Genomic DNA, 15,344 nt, shown 5'->3' with positions numbered 1-15,344 from the left:
GACAGGCCTATGGAGAGTAAACGCCTTGATAACGCTGCCCTGGCGGCGGGGATAAGCCCAAGCTACATCAATGCTCACGGTAAGCCGCAGTCTATTGCTGCGGCGACCAAGCAGCGGCTGCTTGATGCGATGCATCGTACAGCGACTGCCGTGAAGGCGACGGTTGATCCGCTGCCTGCGGTGCAGGTGTTCACCTATGGCAAAAAGATGTCTCTGCCGGTGGCGGGCCAGGGGGAGTTTCACTGGATCCTCACCACCGAAGAAGGGAAACAGTATCAGGGCCAGGCGCGCGGCGGAGAAACCCTGCCGCTGCCGGCAAAATTGCCGGAAGGGTATCACACGCTGACGCTGACTCAGGACGGCGAGCGCAGCCACTGTCGGGTTATCGTCGCGCCCGCGCGCTGCTATGAACCGCAGGCGCTGAAGGATGGTAAGAAGCTGTGGGGAACCTGCGTGCAGCTGTATACGCTGCGCTCGGAGAAGAACTGGGGAATTGGCGACTTCGGCGATTTGCGCGCTATGCTGCCGGAAATCGCTCGCCGCGGCGGCGCGTTTATTGGTCTTAACCCGATTCACGCGCTCTACCCGGCTAACCCGGAGAGCGCCAGCCCGTACAGCCCCTCTTCACGCCGTTGGCTCAACGTTATCTATATCGACGTCAACGCGGTAGACGATTTCCGTCACAGCAAAGAGGCGCAAAAATGGTGGCAATCATCGGCTACGCAGCAAGCCTTACAGGCCGCGCGCCAGACCGATGACGTTGACTATAGCGCCGTGACCGCTCTTAAGCTCACTGCGCTGCGCATGGCCTGGAAAGGTTTTTCCGCGCGCAATGATGAGACGACGGCGGAGTTCCGTCAGTTTGTGACCCGTGAGGGCGAAAGTCTGTACTGGCAGGCGGCGTATGACGCGCTGCACGCCTGGCAGGTTAAGCAGGATCCGATGCGCTGGGGCTGGCCCGCGTGGCCGAAGGCTTACCAGGATACCGATAGCCCGGAGGTTAAAGCATTCTGTACCGAGCATGCCGACGAGGTGAATTTTTACCTGTGGCTGCAATGGCTCGCTTACACCCAGTTCGCCGAGTGCTGGCATACCAGCCAGAACGATGCCATGCCGATCGGCCTGTATCGCGATCTGGCGGTCGGCGTTGCGGAAGGCGGAGCGGAAACCTGGTGCGATCGCGAGCTGTACTGTCTGAAAGCCTCCGTCGGGGCGCCGCCGGACATTCTGGGTCCGCTGGGACAGAACTGGGGCCTGCCGCCGATGGACCCGCATATCATGGTGGCGCGCGCCTATGAGCCATTTGTCGAGCTGCTGCGCGCTAATATGCAAAACTGCGGGGCGCTGCGTATCGATCACGTGATGTCGGTGCTGCGTCTGTGGTGGATCCCTTACGGTGAGACGGCCGATCACGGTGCTTACGTTCAGTATCCGGTAGACGATCTGTTGTCGATTCTGGCGCTGGAGAGTAAGCGTCACCGCTGTATGGTGATCGGCGAGGATCTGGGAACCGTACCGGTTGAGATCGTCGGTAAGCTGCGAAAAAGCGGCGTTTACTCTTACAAAGTGCTCTATTTCGAAAATGACCACGAGAAGACTTTCCGTGCGCCGAAGGCGTATCCGGAGCAATCAATGGCTGTGGCAACGACGCATGACCTGCCAACGCTGCGCGGCTACTGGGAAAGCGGCGACCTGACGCTGGGGAAATCGCTTGGCCTGTATCCGGATGAGGTGGTGCTGCGCGGACTTTATCAGGATCGCGAGCTGGCGAAGCAGGGGCTGCTGGATGCTCTGCACCGCTACGGCTGTCTGCCGAAGCGTACCGGGCATAAAGCGTCGCTGATGGCGATGACCTCAACCCTGAATCGCGGTATGCAGCGCTATATTGCCGACAGCAACAGCGCGCTGCTGGGCCTGCAGCCGGAAGATTGGCTGGAGATGGCCGAGCCGGTCAATATTCCGGGCACCAGCACGGAGTATCCAAACTGGCGTCGCAAGCTCTCCACCACGCTCGAGGCGATGTTTGCCGATGAGCAGGTGAATAAGCTGATTAAGGATCTGGATAAGCGGCGTAAGTCGGCAAGTAAGAAGAAATCCGCCTGATTGGGAGCGTTAAAAAAGCCGGGAAGTGATTCCCGGCTTTGTATTTTCTGCTGAACCGATTACAGTTTTGGCCCTGCGGCCACCAGCGCAGCGCCCGCTGGCGTATCGGTGTACTTCTCGAAGTTCTCGATAAACAGTTTCGCCAGCTGCTCCGCTTTTTCCTGCCACTGCTCCGGCGATCCGTAGGTGTTGCGCGGATCGAGGATATGAGTATCCACGCCCGGAAGCTCGGTCGGGATCTGCAGCTCAAACATCGGTAGCGTGAAGGTTTCGGCATTGTCCAGCGAACCGTCAAGGATCGCATCGATAATGGCGCGGGTATCTTTGATCGAGATACGTTTGCCGGTGCCGTTCCAGCCGGTGTTGACCAGATAGGCCTGCGCGCCGGAGGCCTGCATGCGTTTTACCAGCACTTCAGCGTATTGCGTCGGGTGCAGCGAAAGGAACGCGGCGCCGAAGCAGGCGGAGAAGGTTGGCGTCGGCTCCGTGACGCCGCGCTCGGTACCGGCCAGCTTGGCGGTAAAGCCAGACAGGAAGTGGTACTGGGTCTGGTCGGCGGTCAGGCGAGAAACCGGAGGTAGAACGCCAAACGCGTCGGCGGTCAGGAAGATAACCTTAGTGGCATGACCCGCTTTGGATATCGGCTTAACGATGTTTTCGATATGGTAGATCGGATAGGAGACGCGGGTATTTTCGGTCTTCGAACCGTCGTTAAAGTCGATGGTGCCGTCGGCCAGTACGACCACGTTCTCCAGCAAAGCATCGCGGCGAATCGCATGATAGATATCCGGTTCTGCGGCTTCTGAAAGCTTAATCGTCTTAGCGTAGCAGCCGCCTTCGAAGTTAAATACCCCGTCGTCGTCCCAACCGTGTTCATCATCGCCAATCAGGCGGCGTTTCGGGTCGGTGGAAAGGGTGGTTTTGCCAGTACCGGAAAGCCCGAAGAAGATAGCGACATCCTCTTTTTCCCCGACGTTGGCGGAGCAGTGCATGGAAGCGATGCCCTTCAGCGGCAGCAGGTAGTTCATGATCGAGAACATCCCTTTTTTCATTTCGCCGCCGTACCAGGTACCGCCGATCAGCTGGATGCGCTCGGTCAGGTTAAAGGCGACGAAGTTTTCGGAGTTCAGACCCTGCTCTTTCCACTGCGGGTTGGTGCATTTGGCGCCGTTCATCACGATGAAATCCGGCTCAAAGTTTGCCAGTTCTTCATCGCTCGGGCGAATAAACATGTTCTTCACGAAATGCGCCTGCCAGGCGACTTCGGTAATAAAGCGGACGCTCAGGCGCGTGTCGGCGTTAGCGCCGCAGAAGGCGTCAACGATGAAGAGACGCTTGCCGGAGAGCTGGCGGGTGACCAGTCCTTTCAGGTGCTGCCACGTTTCCTCTGACAGCGGTTTATTGTCGTTCTTACCTTTGCCTTTATCAGCCCACCACACCGTATCGCGGGTGGTGTCGTCACGAACGATATACTTATCTTTTGGAGAACGGCCGGTAAAAATACCGGTATCTACGGCGATTGCACCAAGATTTGTTAATACGCCACGTTCATAACCTTCCAGATTGGGGGCGAGCTCTTCTTGATACAAAGTATCGTAGCTGGGGTTATGGACGATATCCTGGACGTCATTGATACCATAAGCCTTGAGATCCTGCGGGGTTAAACCATTATTAACGCGCATGTCACTGCTCCTTAGCCAATATGTACTGCTTTAAATTGTAGGGGTTATTACGGGGTATAGACCGCGACCAGGCTCATAGATTTACGTATCTCGACAAACGACGGACTTACGAAAAACGTTGTGACTCCTGTCACGAGGCATAGGGGATTATCTCAGGAATTGATGCGTCGGTGGGGGTAGATGTTTCTTAATGGTTAAAAAGTAATTAAAAAAACTGTTGAAATGTGAATGTAATCGCTTACCTGAAAGAAAATTACGTAACTCTTTCATGGGGAATCGATTCATCACGCGGATGAAAAAGGTTGACGTCAGGAACGAGAGGGGAGCTCGCTCCTGACGAATTGAGAATTAGTGGAGCTGCGGGTCGGCCGGAGAGGCGTTGTTGCGGATCTCGGCAATATCCATTGCATTAAAGATGTAATGATTTCCGCAGTAGTCGCAGTGCATATCGATCTCACCCTCATCGGCGAGGATGCTATCAATCTCCTCATCGGGCAGCGTTTTCAGCGCGCCGGCGCAGCGTTCGCGAGAGCAGGTGCACTTAAACTCGACGTTCTGCGGCTCGTAAACGGTGACTTCCTCTTCGTGATACAAACGCCAGAGCACATCGTTCGCTGGCAGGGTAAACAGCTCTTCAGCTTTGATGGTTTCGGTCAGCGTGCTCAGATGTTCAAAATCAGCCGCCTGCGCATCTTGCGCCGGCAGAACCTGCAGCAGCATGCCGCCGGCCATCGGTTTGCCTTCGTGCTCGCCGCTGCGGATGATCAGCCGGGTCGGCAGCTGTTCGGAACGCTGGAAGTAATCTTCCAGGCAGGCTGCCAGGGTGTCTCCCTCAAGGCCGACCACGCCCTGATAGCGCTCGCCCTCTTCCGGAGAGATGGTGATGACCAGATATCCGTTACCGACCATAGTTTTCAGATCCGCTCCATCCGGGATCTCGCCCTGGACGCGGGCTACGCCGCGCATCTGCTGCTGGTTGTTGCCGTTGATCACCGCCAGCGACAGCGGGCCATCGCCCTGCAGCTGAATGGTGATATCGCCAGCGAATTTCAGCGTCGCGGTCAGCAGGCTGGTGGCGACCAGCAGTTCCGCGAGCACGGTTTTCACCGGCTGCGGATAGCTATGGTTAGTCAGGATCTGTTCTAACGTTTCAGAAACTGTCACCAGCTCACCGCGTACGGCATAGTTTTCAAACAGATAGCGGTGTAATTGATCGTGTTGAGTCATAATCATCTCTCTTGCGGGCCACAGTTATTCACTATCGCCGTGTTTAAATCTCATCAGGTCGCGGCGCTCTTTCTTATCCGGACGCCTGTCGGGATGCGGCATAGTTAGCGCGTTCATTTTTCGCGCCAGCGCCATTTTCTCGCGTTTCTCGATGCTCTCTGCCGTCTCTTCATAGAGCGCGACGGCTTCGCTGGCAGGTCTGCGCTGTTCGGTAATGCCTTTTACCACGATAGTGCGTTCATCATTGCCCTGGCGGATCGTCAGGGTGGCGTTGAGTTCGACCACTTTTCCCGGCTTACTACGCTGTCCGTTGTAGTGTACCTTGCCGCCTTCAATCATCTCGCGCGCCAGCGCTCGGGTTTTATAAATGCGGGCTGCCCACAGCCATTTGTCCAGCCTGACGGCTGCGACGGGTTTTTCTTTCATGGCCTCTCCTGTAGGGTCAGCGAGGGGATCAGATGCCGGTAGTCATTCAACCCGGGATGACGAACGTAGCTTTTTTCCGCCAGTCCGGAATCTGGGTTGGTGATGCCCAGGCAATAGCGGATGCCAAACTCCGCCGCCGCGTCCAGAATCGCCTCGTTATCGTCGACGAAGAGCGTATTACGCGCGTCGAAGCCGGTCTCTTCAGCCACAGCGTGCCACAGACGCTGATCTTCTTTCGGATAACCAAATGTGTGGGTGGAAAGCAATAAATCAAGGTGCGCATCCAGCCCGGTATGTTTTAGCTTCACCGCCAGATTGTGCGGATGCGCGTTAGTCAGCAAAATCCGGCGCTTACCGCTGGTTTTAAGCGCCTCAAGGAACGGCACGGTATCATCACGTAGCGTCGCCCTTGGCCCCTGCTCGCTGGTCATCGCACAAATATCCAAACCCAGGCGCTCGCTCCAGTAGTCCAGGCAGTACCAGTTTAGCGTATGTTGCACCGCATGATATTCCTGGCGCATCGCGTCTCTGGCTTCCTGCAGGTTGAGCCCGCGCGCGGCGCCCCAGGTTTCGGGAACCAGTTTTTGCCAGAAGTAGTTGTCGAAAGCGAGGTCGAGCAGCGTGCCGTCCATATCCAGCAGAACGGTATCAACCTCCTGCCAGGCGATATCAAAATGCATGGTAAGTCTCCAGCGAAGGGAAATTGCGCGACAGGGTATCACACCCCGCCGTACAGAGAATTATTCTTGCGGGTCCGGCGAGGAGAGCAGAACCGGATTCAGGCAGCTTTCGTAGTATTTCTGGATCTCTTCCTGGCGCTGGCGATGGCGCTGATAGCGACGAAAAGCCTGGATGCCGTGATACGCCGTGCAGCCCAGCATGGCCAGCAGCAGCAGCGTTGTCCCGAGGTAGCGCCACAGGCCAGTGCGGTCAGGGATACGGTGCAGGTTGATATGCTGCGTGCCGTTAGCATCGGTATAAAGGCTGGTGACGATACCTTCAGCCTGGAACGGCGTGTGCATCAACATGCTCGCCAGGCGCCGTAGTTCACTCCACTGCTGGTGTGCAGGGAAGTCGTATAATCCGGTGCTTGGCCAGGGCTGATTGACCAGGTCGCTGCCTTCATCGCTGGCAATCAGAAAACCGCCAGGCGCCGGGCTATTCAGCGCCTGAGCGGCACGTGAGGTTTCCCGACTGACGAACGGCGCGGTGGAGGTGGTAACCAGATTCTCCAGCGACTCCGCGCTTACCGGACGCAGCAGCACGTTAACCCCGTCCAGTTTGCCCGCGCTGGCGCGTTTGGTCAGCGTTTCCCAGTTACGGGTGTTACCGAGGTTAACCAGCGCATTCTTCAGGCGAACGCAATCGTCTTTCGCAGAGCACAGGTCGTTGGTTTTGGTGACGATATCGCCAAAGTCATCCAACAGCACCATGCCGGATTTCTGAATAGCGGAGCGTAGCGCCGGGCTGACCCGCGAATCGTCATCGGATTCGGGGTGGAGCTGGCGCTGAACGGTCTGCATCAGCGCGGCGGCCTTACTGACGATATCTGACTCCGGCAGGGGCAGGGGAGGCGCATCATTCCAGACGATTTGTGAACAATCGAACGGCATAAACGGCGAGTTCTCTTTTGCTGTCCACGCGCCCGGGGTGTGAATGTTACACATTCCCGAGCCTTTCAGGCGCAGCGTATCGCCAATGCGAATTTTCGATTTCTCCAGTTGGGCGACCGTAGTGGCTTCGATGGTCTGTGCGCCTTTTAGCCATGACAGCGTGAATTTAAAAGGCATGTTTAGCGGAACGCTGGCCCACAGCATGACAACAACCAGTAGTGCTCCCAGGGCGATAATCGTGCTACGAAGCCAGTATTGAAGCGGGAAGTTTTTAACCTCATCGTGCAGCGACAGATAGCGTCCCTGGCGGACTACATGGCGGCTGAGATAGATGTCGATATCCGTTTGCTGGCCAAGGTCCTGCGCGATCCACGGTTGCCAGTGGCGCGGGTAGATGAGGTCAATAATGCCGAGAGAAATATTGTTGGTATGCTCCTGGGTGTTTTCACCAAACAACCCCCAGCGTTTAGGCATACCGCGCAAACAATGAATTTCCCGCAGCGACGTTTTGCGCGGCGGCGCGTAGATTCCCCATACGCTGGCAAGAAGTAGCAGTATACCGCCGCCGAGAAGCCAGGGCGAAAAGACGTCGGGGGCGATCAGGCTACAATAAAACAGCAGGAACGCGGAGACTGCCAGAATAGCTTCGCGAAGGCCGTCGGGGCGGCTCAGTGCGTGCTCTTCGGGCGTTTCCGGGCGGATGTTGAGCAGCTCAATTTGTTCGCTCTCTTCCCCGCGGATAGATGCCTGGGTCGCCGGGGCTTGTTCAAGGGCGAAACCACGGGACTCCTGCGGATAGTCGCTCAGCGTCTGCCCGTTAAGCGCAATCACCAGCGGTAGGCTCGTGGTGGAGATTAATTCGACGCTGTTCTCGTCATTAATATGTTGCTCCCAGAATGGGGGCAGATGAATTTCTACTGAATCAAGGAAGTAGCGCCATTTGTTGAGATCGTCCGTGGTGATGCCGTAGCGAGTGATCGCTCGGGTAACGCTATAAACGGTATCGCTCTGTTCGTTCAGCATCAGGTTTAGCGGCGCGGTACTGGCGCCTGAAGCTGGCAACTGCTGGTTGCGGCTGAGACTTTCGAGGTATTTTTCTACGGCGCTGCGCTCTTCATCGGAGAGGTTGCGCGTAGCGGCATCGCTAAAGGCGTGCAGCAGCGGCAGGCGGCGACGTCTGGCATGCGAGCGATACCACCACCCGATAAGCAATGCGCAGATTAGCAGAGCTAACAAAAATATCAGAAAGGTGCCCATGCCCATCCCATCATAGTTATTCTTTTCTTATTGGTATCGTCGGTTGCCATTCATCATGCAGGTAAAACAGCCGTTGCCATCGGCACTTATCCTGTCAAAGCGGGAACATCTATTGTGCAATGCAGCAGCATACAACCTTATCAAAAACGTTAAAATCCAGGAATCGGTATATTCTCAAATACTGGTCAACCTATTGACTTTTGAGTCTTTGTGATAATAGGTTTCAAAACGAAAAGGTTGCAACTATGTAAATTAGTGGCGAATTGGATTGCCGAAACCGTGCTGCGTATCGCACAATGCCCTCTGTAATCACAGCATAGACCGATGACAATGAGCAAATCATTACAAAAACCCACCATTCTCAACGTTGAAACAGTCGCGCGCTCGCGCCTTTTTAATGTTGAAAGCGTGGACCTTGAGTTCAGCAACGGGGTGCGCCGCGTATATGAACGGATGCGGCCTTCTACCCGTGAAGCCGTGATGATTGTGCCGATTGTCGATGACCACATAATCCTGATTCGCGAATACGCTGTTGGTACCGAGTCCTATGAGCTGGGCTTTTCGAAAGGCCTGATCGATCCTGGCGAAAGCGTTATGGAAGCCGCCAACCGCGAACTGAAAGAAGAGGTCGGATTTGGCGCGCAAAAGCTGACGTTTTTGAAAAAGCTCAGCATGGCTCCGTCCTATTTCTCCAGCAAGATGAATATCCTGGTGGCGGAAGATCTGTATCCGGAATCGCTGCCTGGCGATGAGCCAGAGCCGCTGCCGCAGGTTCGCTGGCCGCTATCGCAGCTGATGACGCTGCTTGATGAAGAAGACTTCAACGAAGCCCGTAACGTGAGCGCGCTGTTCCTGCTGCGGGAATGGCTTCAGGCTCAGGGGCGACTTTAACGCACTCGCAGGTAAAAAACGCCCGTTGCCTGCGGAGTGAATGCCTGTACCGCACCGCCTGGGCGGGTAAGGCGCCAGCCGCCTGGCTACGCGGCGGGCAACGTCTCTAAAATGGTGACCATCAGCCAAAGAAAAAAGCGCCCGCAGGCGCTTTTTTTGTCAGAACAGTTCGTGAGACTCGCCCCCGCCATCGGTGATGGTGGTGCCCACTTCGTGAACGGCCTGCTGGGTAGGTTGAGTTCCCTCAATAAAGTACTCTGCGCGGCTGTTCCCGCCGCTGGCTAACTGACCGGTGCTGCGGTCAATGTTGACCGTAATAATGCCCGGCGGCGGCGTGAGCGGCTCTTCCGGTACGCCTTCCAGCACCCTTTTCATAAAATCATCCCAGGCCGGCTGCGCGCTTTTGGCGCCACCTTCGTAGCCTGATATCTGATTTTTGATGGCGCCGGAGGCGGTGGTGCGGCCGAGATCGCGACGGTGGTCGTCAAAGCCAATCCATACCGATGTCACCACGCCAGGGCCATAGCCGGAGAACCACGCATCTTTTGAGCTGTTAGTGGTCCCGGTTTTGCCGCCGATATCGTGACGCTGCAGGTCGCGCCCTGCTCGCCAGCCGGTACCCATCCAGCCGGGTTCGCCGAAGATATTGGTGTTGAGGGCGCTTTTAATCAGGAACGCCAGCGGCGTGTTGATCACGTGCGGCGCATACTCCGGAGCGCCACTTTGCGCGACCAGAGACTGGTTTGCCTGCGCCAGCTGCGGCTGCGGAGGAACGCCGGGATTTTGCGGATCCTGCGAGGTCGCTACGTCCTCAACGTCTTTATTTTCCAGCACATCAGACTTCGGCGTATCGCCGTAAATCACCGGAATATTGCACTGTGGGCAGGCAATTTTTGGCCGCTCTTCAAAAATGACGCCGCCCTGATCGTTCTCGATTTTGCTGATGAAATAAGGGCTAACCAGGAAACCGCCGTTAGCCATAACCGAGTAGCCGCGCGCAACCTGCAGCGGCGTGAACGATGCGGAGCCCAGGGCCAGTGATTCGGTCCGCACGATGTTCTGCGCCGGGAAGCCGAAGCGCTGCAGATACTCAGCCGCGTAATCCACGCCCATAGCCCGCATCGCGCGGACCATCACCACGTTCTTTGATTGACCCAAACCCTGGCGCAGGCGGATAGGACCCGCATACTGCGGCGGGGAGTTTTTCGGCCGCCAGTCGGAGCCGGAACCGGCATCCCAGCGGGAAATCGGCACGTCGTTGAGCATGCTCGCCAGGGTCAGGCCTTTATCCATCGCCGCGGTGTAGAGGAACGGTTTAATGTTAGAGCCAACCTGACGCAGCGCTTGAGTGGCGCGGTTGAACTTGCTTTGGTTGAAATCGAAACCGCCGACCAGCGCAATGATCGCCCCGTTTTGCGGGTTGATCGATACCAGCGCCGAGTTGACGTCCGGCACCTGCGCCAGCCACCAGCTGTTGCCTACCTGGCGAACCCAGACCTGTTGTCCGGTCTGCACGACATCGTTCACCTTACGCGGCGTGGCGCCCTGTTGAGTATCGGAGATAAAGCGCCGCGCCCAGCGGACGCCTTCCATATTCAGCGACACCGAGGTTCCGTTGCTCAGTAGCGCGACGGCTTCCTGCGGATTTGCCGAAGTGATAACCGCCGGAGAGAGCGGTCCGGAGCCTGGGGTTTTTTTCAGGGTATCGATGATTTTCTGGTTATCCCACGGCGTTTCACCCACTTTCCACAGCACCTTTTCCGGCCCGCGATAGCCGTGGCGCATATCGTAATCCAGCACGTTATTCCGTACCGCCTGCTGGGCTGCCTGCTGATTTTTACGGGTGATGGTGGTGTAGACGCGATAGCCGTCTTCATAAGCCTGCTCGCCGTAGCGGCTGACCATCTCCTGACGCACCATTTCGCTGAGATACGGCGAGGAGAAGGCGATTTCCGGGGTATGGTAGCTTGCGTCAATAGGCTGGCTACGCGCCTGATCGTACTGCGCCTGCGTGATGTAGCCTTCGCTCAGCATACGCGAAAGAACAACGTTGCGGCGGGCGGTTGCACGATCCATGGAATAGAGCGGGTTAAAGGTTGACGGCGCTTTAGGCAGGCCTGCAATCACCGCCATCTCGCTCAGCGTAAGCTGATCGACGGATTTGCCAAAGTAGACCTGCGCGGCCGCGCCGACGCCGTAGGCGCGATAGCCAAGATAGATTTTGTTCAGGTACAGCTCAAGAATTTCATCTTTATTGAGTAACTGCTCGATGCGGATCGCGAGGAAGGCCTCTTTCACCTTACGCATCAACGTTTTTTCGGGGCTCAGGAAGAAGTTACGCGCCAGCTGTTGGGTAATCGTACTGGCGCCCTGCGAGGCGTGACCGGAGAACATCGCGACGCTGGCGGCGCGGAAAATCCCGACAGGGTCAACGCCATGATGCTCATAAAAACGGCTATCTTCGGTGGCGATAAACGCTTTAATCAGCTCAGGCGGCATTTGCTGCAGCGTGACGGGAATACGGCGTTTTTCGCCATATTGCGCGATCAGCTCGCCATCCGCGCTATAGACCTGCATCGGGATTTGCAGGCGCACATCCTTCAGCGTTGCGACGTCGGGGAGCTGCGGCTCTATATATTTATAGAGACCAAAAATCGAGCCTGCTCCCAGCAGTACGCAACAGACTGCAAGGATAAAAAGATACTTTACGAACTTCACCGGAGATTTCTCATTTAGTTTTCATTGGGCAGTTTATAAACAAACGCGCAGTAGTATAAAGGCAAGCCTGGAGCATTGATATAGCGAAGCATATCGGGTGATAAGGAGATCGTAGGCATGGCTTTTAGAAACTGGCGCATAGGAATGCATATTCAGCAGGACCATATTGCTATTGTCGCGTTGTTGCATGAGCGCTCACGCTGGGCGCTGCGCCGCTGGTGGAATATCCCATTAATGCCCGGCACCGTGCGTCAGGGGATGGTAGTGGACGTTGAGTCGCTGGCCCACCAGTTGCAAAGCTGGCGGCGGGAGCTGCCTTTGCAGCATCAAGTCTGCATTGCCTTCCCGGCGGCGCGAACGCTGCAGAAGCAGCTCCTGCGTCCGCAGATTTCATTAAGAGAAAGCGAGCAGGCGACCTGGATTACCAGCGCCATGGCGCAGCAGCTGGAAATGCCCGCCTCTTCGCTGTGCGTCGATTATGCCCAATCTGCTGCGGTCGATGGCTGGCGGGTTACCGCTGCGCAGCGCTTAGACGTCAACGCGCTATGCCGGCTGGCAACCCGCCTCAGGTTAAGAGTGGTGGGGATTGTCCCGGATGCCAGCGCGCTTAGCGCTTTTATCCCCTGGCTGCCGGTTGAAACGCAGGGGCTGGCGTGGCGCGACGAAGCGAGCTGGCTTTGGGCAACCGCCGAGAACTGGGGATATTGTTTGTGCAGCGAAGCTCCCTCTTTTCCCCACATGGTTTCCCGGGTAAACGCTGGAGCATTTCGTCTCTGCACTTCAGCGCCGTGCGACGGGCAGAGCTTTGACGCCTGGAGCGTCATCGATCGCCTGCAGCCGCCTCTGCCGAGCTGTGGCGACAGCTATACCGTTGCTCTGGGGTTGGCGCTGGGAGCGCGCCAGCTATGAGCCACATCGTCAACTTTCTTCCCTGGCGCGAAACGCGGCGAAAACAGCGCCTGCGCATAGGCGGCCTGGTGAGCGTCGGTTTACTGCTTATCCTGCTTGCGGCGCTGCTTGCCCCACGGCTCAACAAACGGGCCGCTCACTGGCTGGCAACCGTTAAGCTAAACGCTGATAACCAGCTTTACAGCGCATTACAGCAGCGTGAGCGCACCATGCGTCAGCAGCTACAGCACAGGGATCAACAGCGCCTGCGCCGCCTGCGGCGCGAAAAAACCGCCGCGTGGCAGCCAAGGCTGCAGGAGATAGCGGCGCGTATGCCGGAAGATGCCTGGTTAACCCATCTGGAATACCGCCAGAACGCTCTGTCGCTAAGCGGGCTAACGTTGAATCTTAAAGGGTTAGCCGCGCTGGAAAAGGCGCTGGCAAACATTAGCGGTTTTCTTCCGGCAAAGGCAGGGGAAACGCACCGCGATAGCGAAGGGCGCTGGCTATTTCACTTTTCCATGGTTGGAGAGGACGAACATGCGGGGGAGCATTGAACGCTTGCTGGCGGAGCGTAAAAGTCTGTTAGCGATACCTCTCCTGCTGGTTCTGATTGCCGCAATCGGGCGCTGGCTCATGCTGCCTTCCCAGACAGAAACGCCAGTGGAGCTCTCGCCGCGCATACAGATGCAGTGGCGAAAACTGCTGCCGCTGGTGAGCGCGCTACGTGCAGCCGGAATAGATGACGCAGCGACCCAGCCATTTTCTCCCATTGAGCCCCCGGTGGCTGGGGCGGCGCTTATCGCCTGGCGGCCGATGGGCGGTGGGGGCGAGATGCAGCTGGAGGCTGACTGGCAAGCGGTGCCTGCGCTCTTTTCCTGGCTTGCCCGCTGCGGGATGCGAGCTACGGCTTTCTCTGTGCAGCCGGAAAAACAGGCTCTACGGTTGACTTTGCATCTGGGGGCGGAAGATGCGCCTTAAATGGTGGTACTGGCTGCTGTTCCCACTTCCGCTGCTGGCGGTGGAACGCGATCCGTTCCGCCCCCCGGTGGATCGCTGCCGGACGGCGCAGCTTAGCCAGTGGCGCTATGGCGGAGCTGTCGGCGACCCGCTGGCGCTTATTGGCATTTTGCAGGATAGCGCCGGGAAGTGGCGTCGGGTGAGGACGGAGACGATTTTACCCGCGGGCTGGCGGGTGACGCTGCTGACGGCAGAGAAAATAACCATATTAACCGGCCCCGGGTGTGAACCTGCACAGTGGGTCTGGCTGCGAAAGGGAATAAAGAATGATGCGATGGATAAGCCTGCTTTTTCTGCTCCTGCCGCTGATGGGCGACGCGGCAAAAAAGGATCTTCCCGTGTCGCTGGTCATCGATGATGCCCCGGTGGCTCAGGTACTCCAGTCGTTGGCGGAGCTAAAGCAAAAAAATCTCGTGATCGCACCTGACGTCAGCGGCTCGGTATCTCTTCATCTGAATGAGGTACCCTGGCTGCAGGCGTTGCGATCGGTGATCGACAGCGCCGGTTTGACCCTTACCCAGCAAGGTTCGGTTCTCTACGTACACACCCAGGCGTGGCAAAAGGCGCAGCAGATGAACCTTGAGGCGGAAAGAGCAAAGCGTCTGCAGAATCTCCCTTTGCAGGGGCATAGCGTGACCCTTCGCTATGCTGATGCGGAGGATCTGGCTAAAGCCGGCGAAAAATTGCTGAGCGCTCGCGGACATCTGACGGTCGATAAGCGAACCAACCGTCTGTTGATTCGAGATGATGCCCGGCACCTTCCGGCGTTAAAAGCATGGGCCCAGGAGATGGATGTACCCGTAGGTCAGGTCGAGCTGGCGGCGCATATCGTTTCAATGAGCGAAACCAGCCTGCGGGAACTGGGCGTTAAATGGAGCCTGGCAGAAGCGAGCAGCCCGCCAGGCTCGGGTAAATTAACCACCTTGAGCAGCAACCTGGCGGTAGGGGATGCCAGTACAAGGGCCGGGTTTAACATCGGCCGCATCAGCGGGCGGCTTCTGGAGCTGGAGCTCTCCGCGCTTGAGCGGAAGCAGCAGGTAGACATCATCGCCAGCCCTCGACTGCTGGCTTCGCATATGCAGCCCGCCAGCATTAAGCAAGGAAGCGAGATACCTTATCAGGTCTCCAGCGGCGAAAGCGGCGCAACCTCTGTGGAGTTTAAAGAGGCGGTGCTGGGGATGGAGGTAACGCCGACGGTGTTACATCAAAACCGCGTACGTTTAAAACTCAGAATTAGCGAAAATACGCCGGGCCAGGTGCTCAAACAGGATAATGGCGAAGTATTGGCTATTGATAAACAAGAAATAGAAACTCAGGTAGAGGTTAAAAGCGGCGAGACCCTGGCTTTAGGCGGTATCTTTGCGCAAAAAAATAAAACTTCTCGCGAGGGTATTCCTCTCCTTAGCGACATCCCCTGGTTTGGCCAACTGTTTCGCCGCGACGGCAAGGATAACGAACGACGTGAACTGGTTGTCTTCATCACTCCACGTATTCTGGCAGTGCATTAAGCGGGTTTTTC

General features: G+C 56.9%; 13 protein-coding genes. 7 read left to right on the top strand and 6 right to left on the bottom strand.

Annotated elements, in window-relative coordinates; all coding sequences use genetic code 11:
- The first annotated feature begins 9 nt into the window (after positions 1 to 9).
- Positions 10 to 2,103 (top strand): 4-alpha-glucanotransferase, encoded by a 2,094-nt coding sequence (gene malQ, locus ABLV75_RS25260; protein ID WP_004106465.1) that lies wholly within the window; start codon positions 10 to 12, stop codon positions 2,101 to 2,103.
- A gap of 59 nt (positions 2,104 to 2,162) precedes the next feature.
- Here the strand turns inward: malQ and pckA are convergent, their stop codons facing one another.
- The 5 genes from pckA to ABLV75_RS25235 all read right to left on the bottom strand — a co-directional run bounded on the left by pckA (position 2,163) and on the right by ABLV75_RS25235 (position 8,308).
- Positions 2,163 to 3,785: a phosphoenolpyruvate carboxykinase (ATP) gene (gene pckA, locus ABLV75_RS25255; RefSeq protein WP_004106463.1), complete on the bottom strand. Its 1,623-nt coding sequence runs from the start codon at positions 3,783 to 3,785 to the stop codon at positions 2,163 to 2,165.
- Positions 3,786 to 4,133: 348 nt separating this feature from the next.
- Entirely contained in the window at positions 4,134 to 5,018 is an 885-nt protein-coding gene (hslO, locus tag ABLV75_RS25250; protein ID WP_187107319.1) for an Hsp33 family molecular chaperone HslO, read from the bottom strand.
- A gap of 18 nt (positions 5,019 to 5,036) precedes the next feature.
- Entirely contained in the window at positions 5,037 to 5,438 is a 402-nt protein-coding gene (gene hslR, locus ABLV75_RS25245) for a ribosome-associated heat shock protein Hsp15 (RefSeq protein WP_004106460.1), read from the bottom strand.
- Positions 5,435 to 6,118 (bottom strand): GMP/IMP nucleotidase, encoded by a 684-nt coding sequence (gene yrfG / locus ABLV75_RS25240; RefSeq protein ID WP_004106458.1) that lies wholly within the window; start codon positions 6,116 to 6,118, stop codon positions 5,435 to 5,437. Before yrfG ends, hslR begins: the two co-directional genes overlap by 4 nt.
- A gap of 60 nt (positions 6,119 to 6,178) precedes the next feature.
- On the bottom strand, positions 6,179 to 8,308 hold the full coding sequence (locus tag ABLV75_RS25235; protein ID WP_004106455.1) for an intracellular growth attenuator family protein: 2,130 nt from the start codon (positions 8,306 to 8,308) through the stop codon (positions 6,179 to 6,181).
- Between the two features lie 330 nt (positions 8,309 to 8,638).
- On the opposite strand from ABLV75_RS25235, the gene nudE reads away from it, so the two are divergent.
- Entirely contained in the window at positions 8,639 to 9,199 is a 561-nt protein-coding gene (gene nudE / locus ABLV75_RS25230; protein WP_004106453.1) for an ADP compounds hydrolase NudE, read from the top strand.
- 159 nt (positions 9,200 to 9,358) lie between these two features.
- Here the strand turns inward: nudE and mrcA are convergent, their stop codons facing one another.
- Positions 9,359 to 11,917 carry a peptidoglycan glycosyltransferase/peptidoglycan DD-transpeptidase MrcA gene (gene mrcA, locus ABLV75_RS25225; RefSeq protein WP_004106448.1) on the bottom strand — a complete coding sequence of 853 codons (2,559 nt, stop codon included), beginning with the start codon at positions 11,915 to 11,917 and terminating at the stop codon, positions 9,359 to 9,361.
- Positions 11,918 to 12,034: 117 nt separating this feature from the next.
- Here mrcA and ABLV75_RS25220 point away from each other — a divergent pair, with 117 nt between their 5' ends.
- Genes ABLV75_RS25220 through hofQ form a run of 5 tightly spaced genes read left to right on the top strand, consistent with a single transcriptional unit; the run spans position 12,035 to position 15,333 of the window.
- Positions 12,035 to 12,826, top strand: a complete 792-nt coding sequence (locus ABLV75_RS25220) for a hypothetical protein (protein WP_004106446.1) — start codon at positions 12,035 to 12,037, stop codon at positions 12,824 to 12,826.
- On the top strand, positions 12,823 to 13,362 hold the full coding sequence (locus tag ABLV75_RS25215) for a PilN domain-containing protein (protein ID WP_004106445.1): 540 nt from the start codon (positions 12,823 to 12,825) through the stop codon (positions 13,360 to 13,362). The genes ABLV75_RS25220 and ABLV75_RS25215 overlap by 4 nt, the downstream gene beginning before the upstream one ends.
- Positions 13,346 to 13,786 (top strand): hypothetical protein, encoded by a 441-nt coding sequence (locus ABLV75_RS25210; RefSeq protein WP_004106444.1) that lies wholly within the window; start codon positions 13,346 to 13,348, stop codon positions 13,784 to 13,786. Before ABLV75_RS25215 ends, ABLV75_RS25210 begins: the two co-directional genes overlap by 17 nt.
- Positions 13,776 to 14,183, top strand: coding sequence for a HofP DNA utilization family protein (locus tag ABLV75_RS25205; RefSeq protein ID WP_032704790.1), 408 nt, complete (start codon positions 13,776 to 13,778; stop codon positions 14,181 to 14,183). The genes ABLV75_RS25210 and ABLV75_RS25205 overlap by 11 nt, the downstream gene beginning before the upstream one ends.
- The gene (hofQ, locus tag ABLV75_RS25200) at positions 14,092 to 15,333 is read left to right on the top strand and encodes a DNA uptake porin HofQ (RefSeq protein WP_032704789.1); all 1,242 of its coding nucleotides are present in this window, start codon (positions 14,092 to 14,094) and stop codon (positions 15,331 to 15,333) included. The genes ABLV75_RS25205 and hofQ overlap by 92 nt, the downstream gene beginning before the upstream one ends.
- Positions 15,334 to 15,344 lie beyond the last annotated feature (11 nt).

Source organism: Klebsiella sp. CN_Kp066, from assembly GCF_040065135.1.
GTDB lineage: Bacteria > Pseudomonadota > Gammaproteobacteria > Enterobacterales > Enterobacteriaceae > Klebsiella > Klebsiella oxytoca.
The sequence above is the reverse complement of the archived record's forward strand: the minus strand, read 5'-3'. Positions and strand labels throughout refer to the sequence as shown.

Bases quoted from the DNA above. Each gene is read 5' to 3' on its own strand.
- ABLV75_RS25210 (WP_004106444.1), top strand. From the start codon at position 13,346: ATGCGGGGGAGCATTGAACGCTTGCTGGCGGAGCGTAAAAGTCTGTTA.
- malQ (WP_004106465.1), top strand. From the start codon at position 10: ATGGAGAGTAAACGCCTTGATAACGCTGCCCTGGCGGCGGGGATAAGC.
- hslO (WP_187107319.1), bottom strand. From the start codon at position 5,018: ATGATTATGACTCAACACGATCAATTACACCGCTATCTGTTTGAAAAC.
- yrfG (WP_004106458.1), bottom strand. From the start codon at position 6,118: ATGCATTTTGATATCGCCTGGCAGGAGGTTGATACCGTTCTGCTGGAT.
- ABLV75_RS25235 (WP_004106455.1), bottom strand. From the start codon at position 8,308: ATGGGCACCTTTCTGATATTTTTGTTAGCTCTGCTAATCTGCGCATTG.
- pckA (WP_004106463.1), bottom strand. From the start codon at position 3,785: ATGCGCGTTAATAATGGTTTAACCCCGCAGGATCTCAAGGCTTATGGT.
- hofQ (WP_032704789.1), top strand. From the start codon at position 14,092: ATGATGCGATGGATAAGCCTGCTTTTTCTGCTCCTGCCGCTGATGGGC.
- ABLV75_RS25205 (WP_032704790.1), top strand. From the start codon at position 13,776: ATGCGCCTTAAATGGTGGTACTGGCTGCTGTTCCCACTTCCGCTGCTG.
- ABLV75_RS25215 (WP_004106445.1), top strand. From the start codon at position 12,823: ATGAGCCACATCGTCAACTTTCTTCCCTGGCGCGAAACGCGGCGAAAA.
- ABLV75_RS25220 (WP_004106446.1), top strand. From the start codon at position 12,035: ATGGCTTTTAGAAACTGGCGCATAGGAATGCATATTCAGCAGGACCAT.
- hslR (WP_004106460.1), bottom strand. From the start codon at position 5,438: ATGAAAGAAAAACCCGTCGCAGCCGTCAGGCTGGACAAATGGCTGTGG.
- nudE (WP_004106453.1), top strand. From the start codon at position 8,639: ATGAGCAAATCATTACAAAAACCCACCATTCTCAACGTTGAAACAGTC.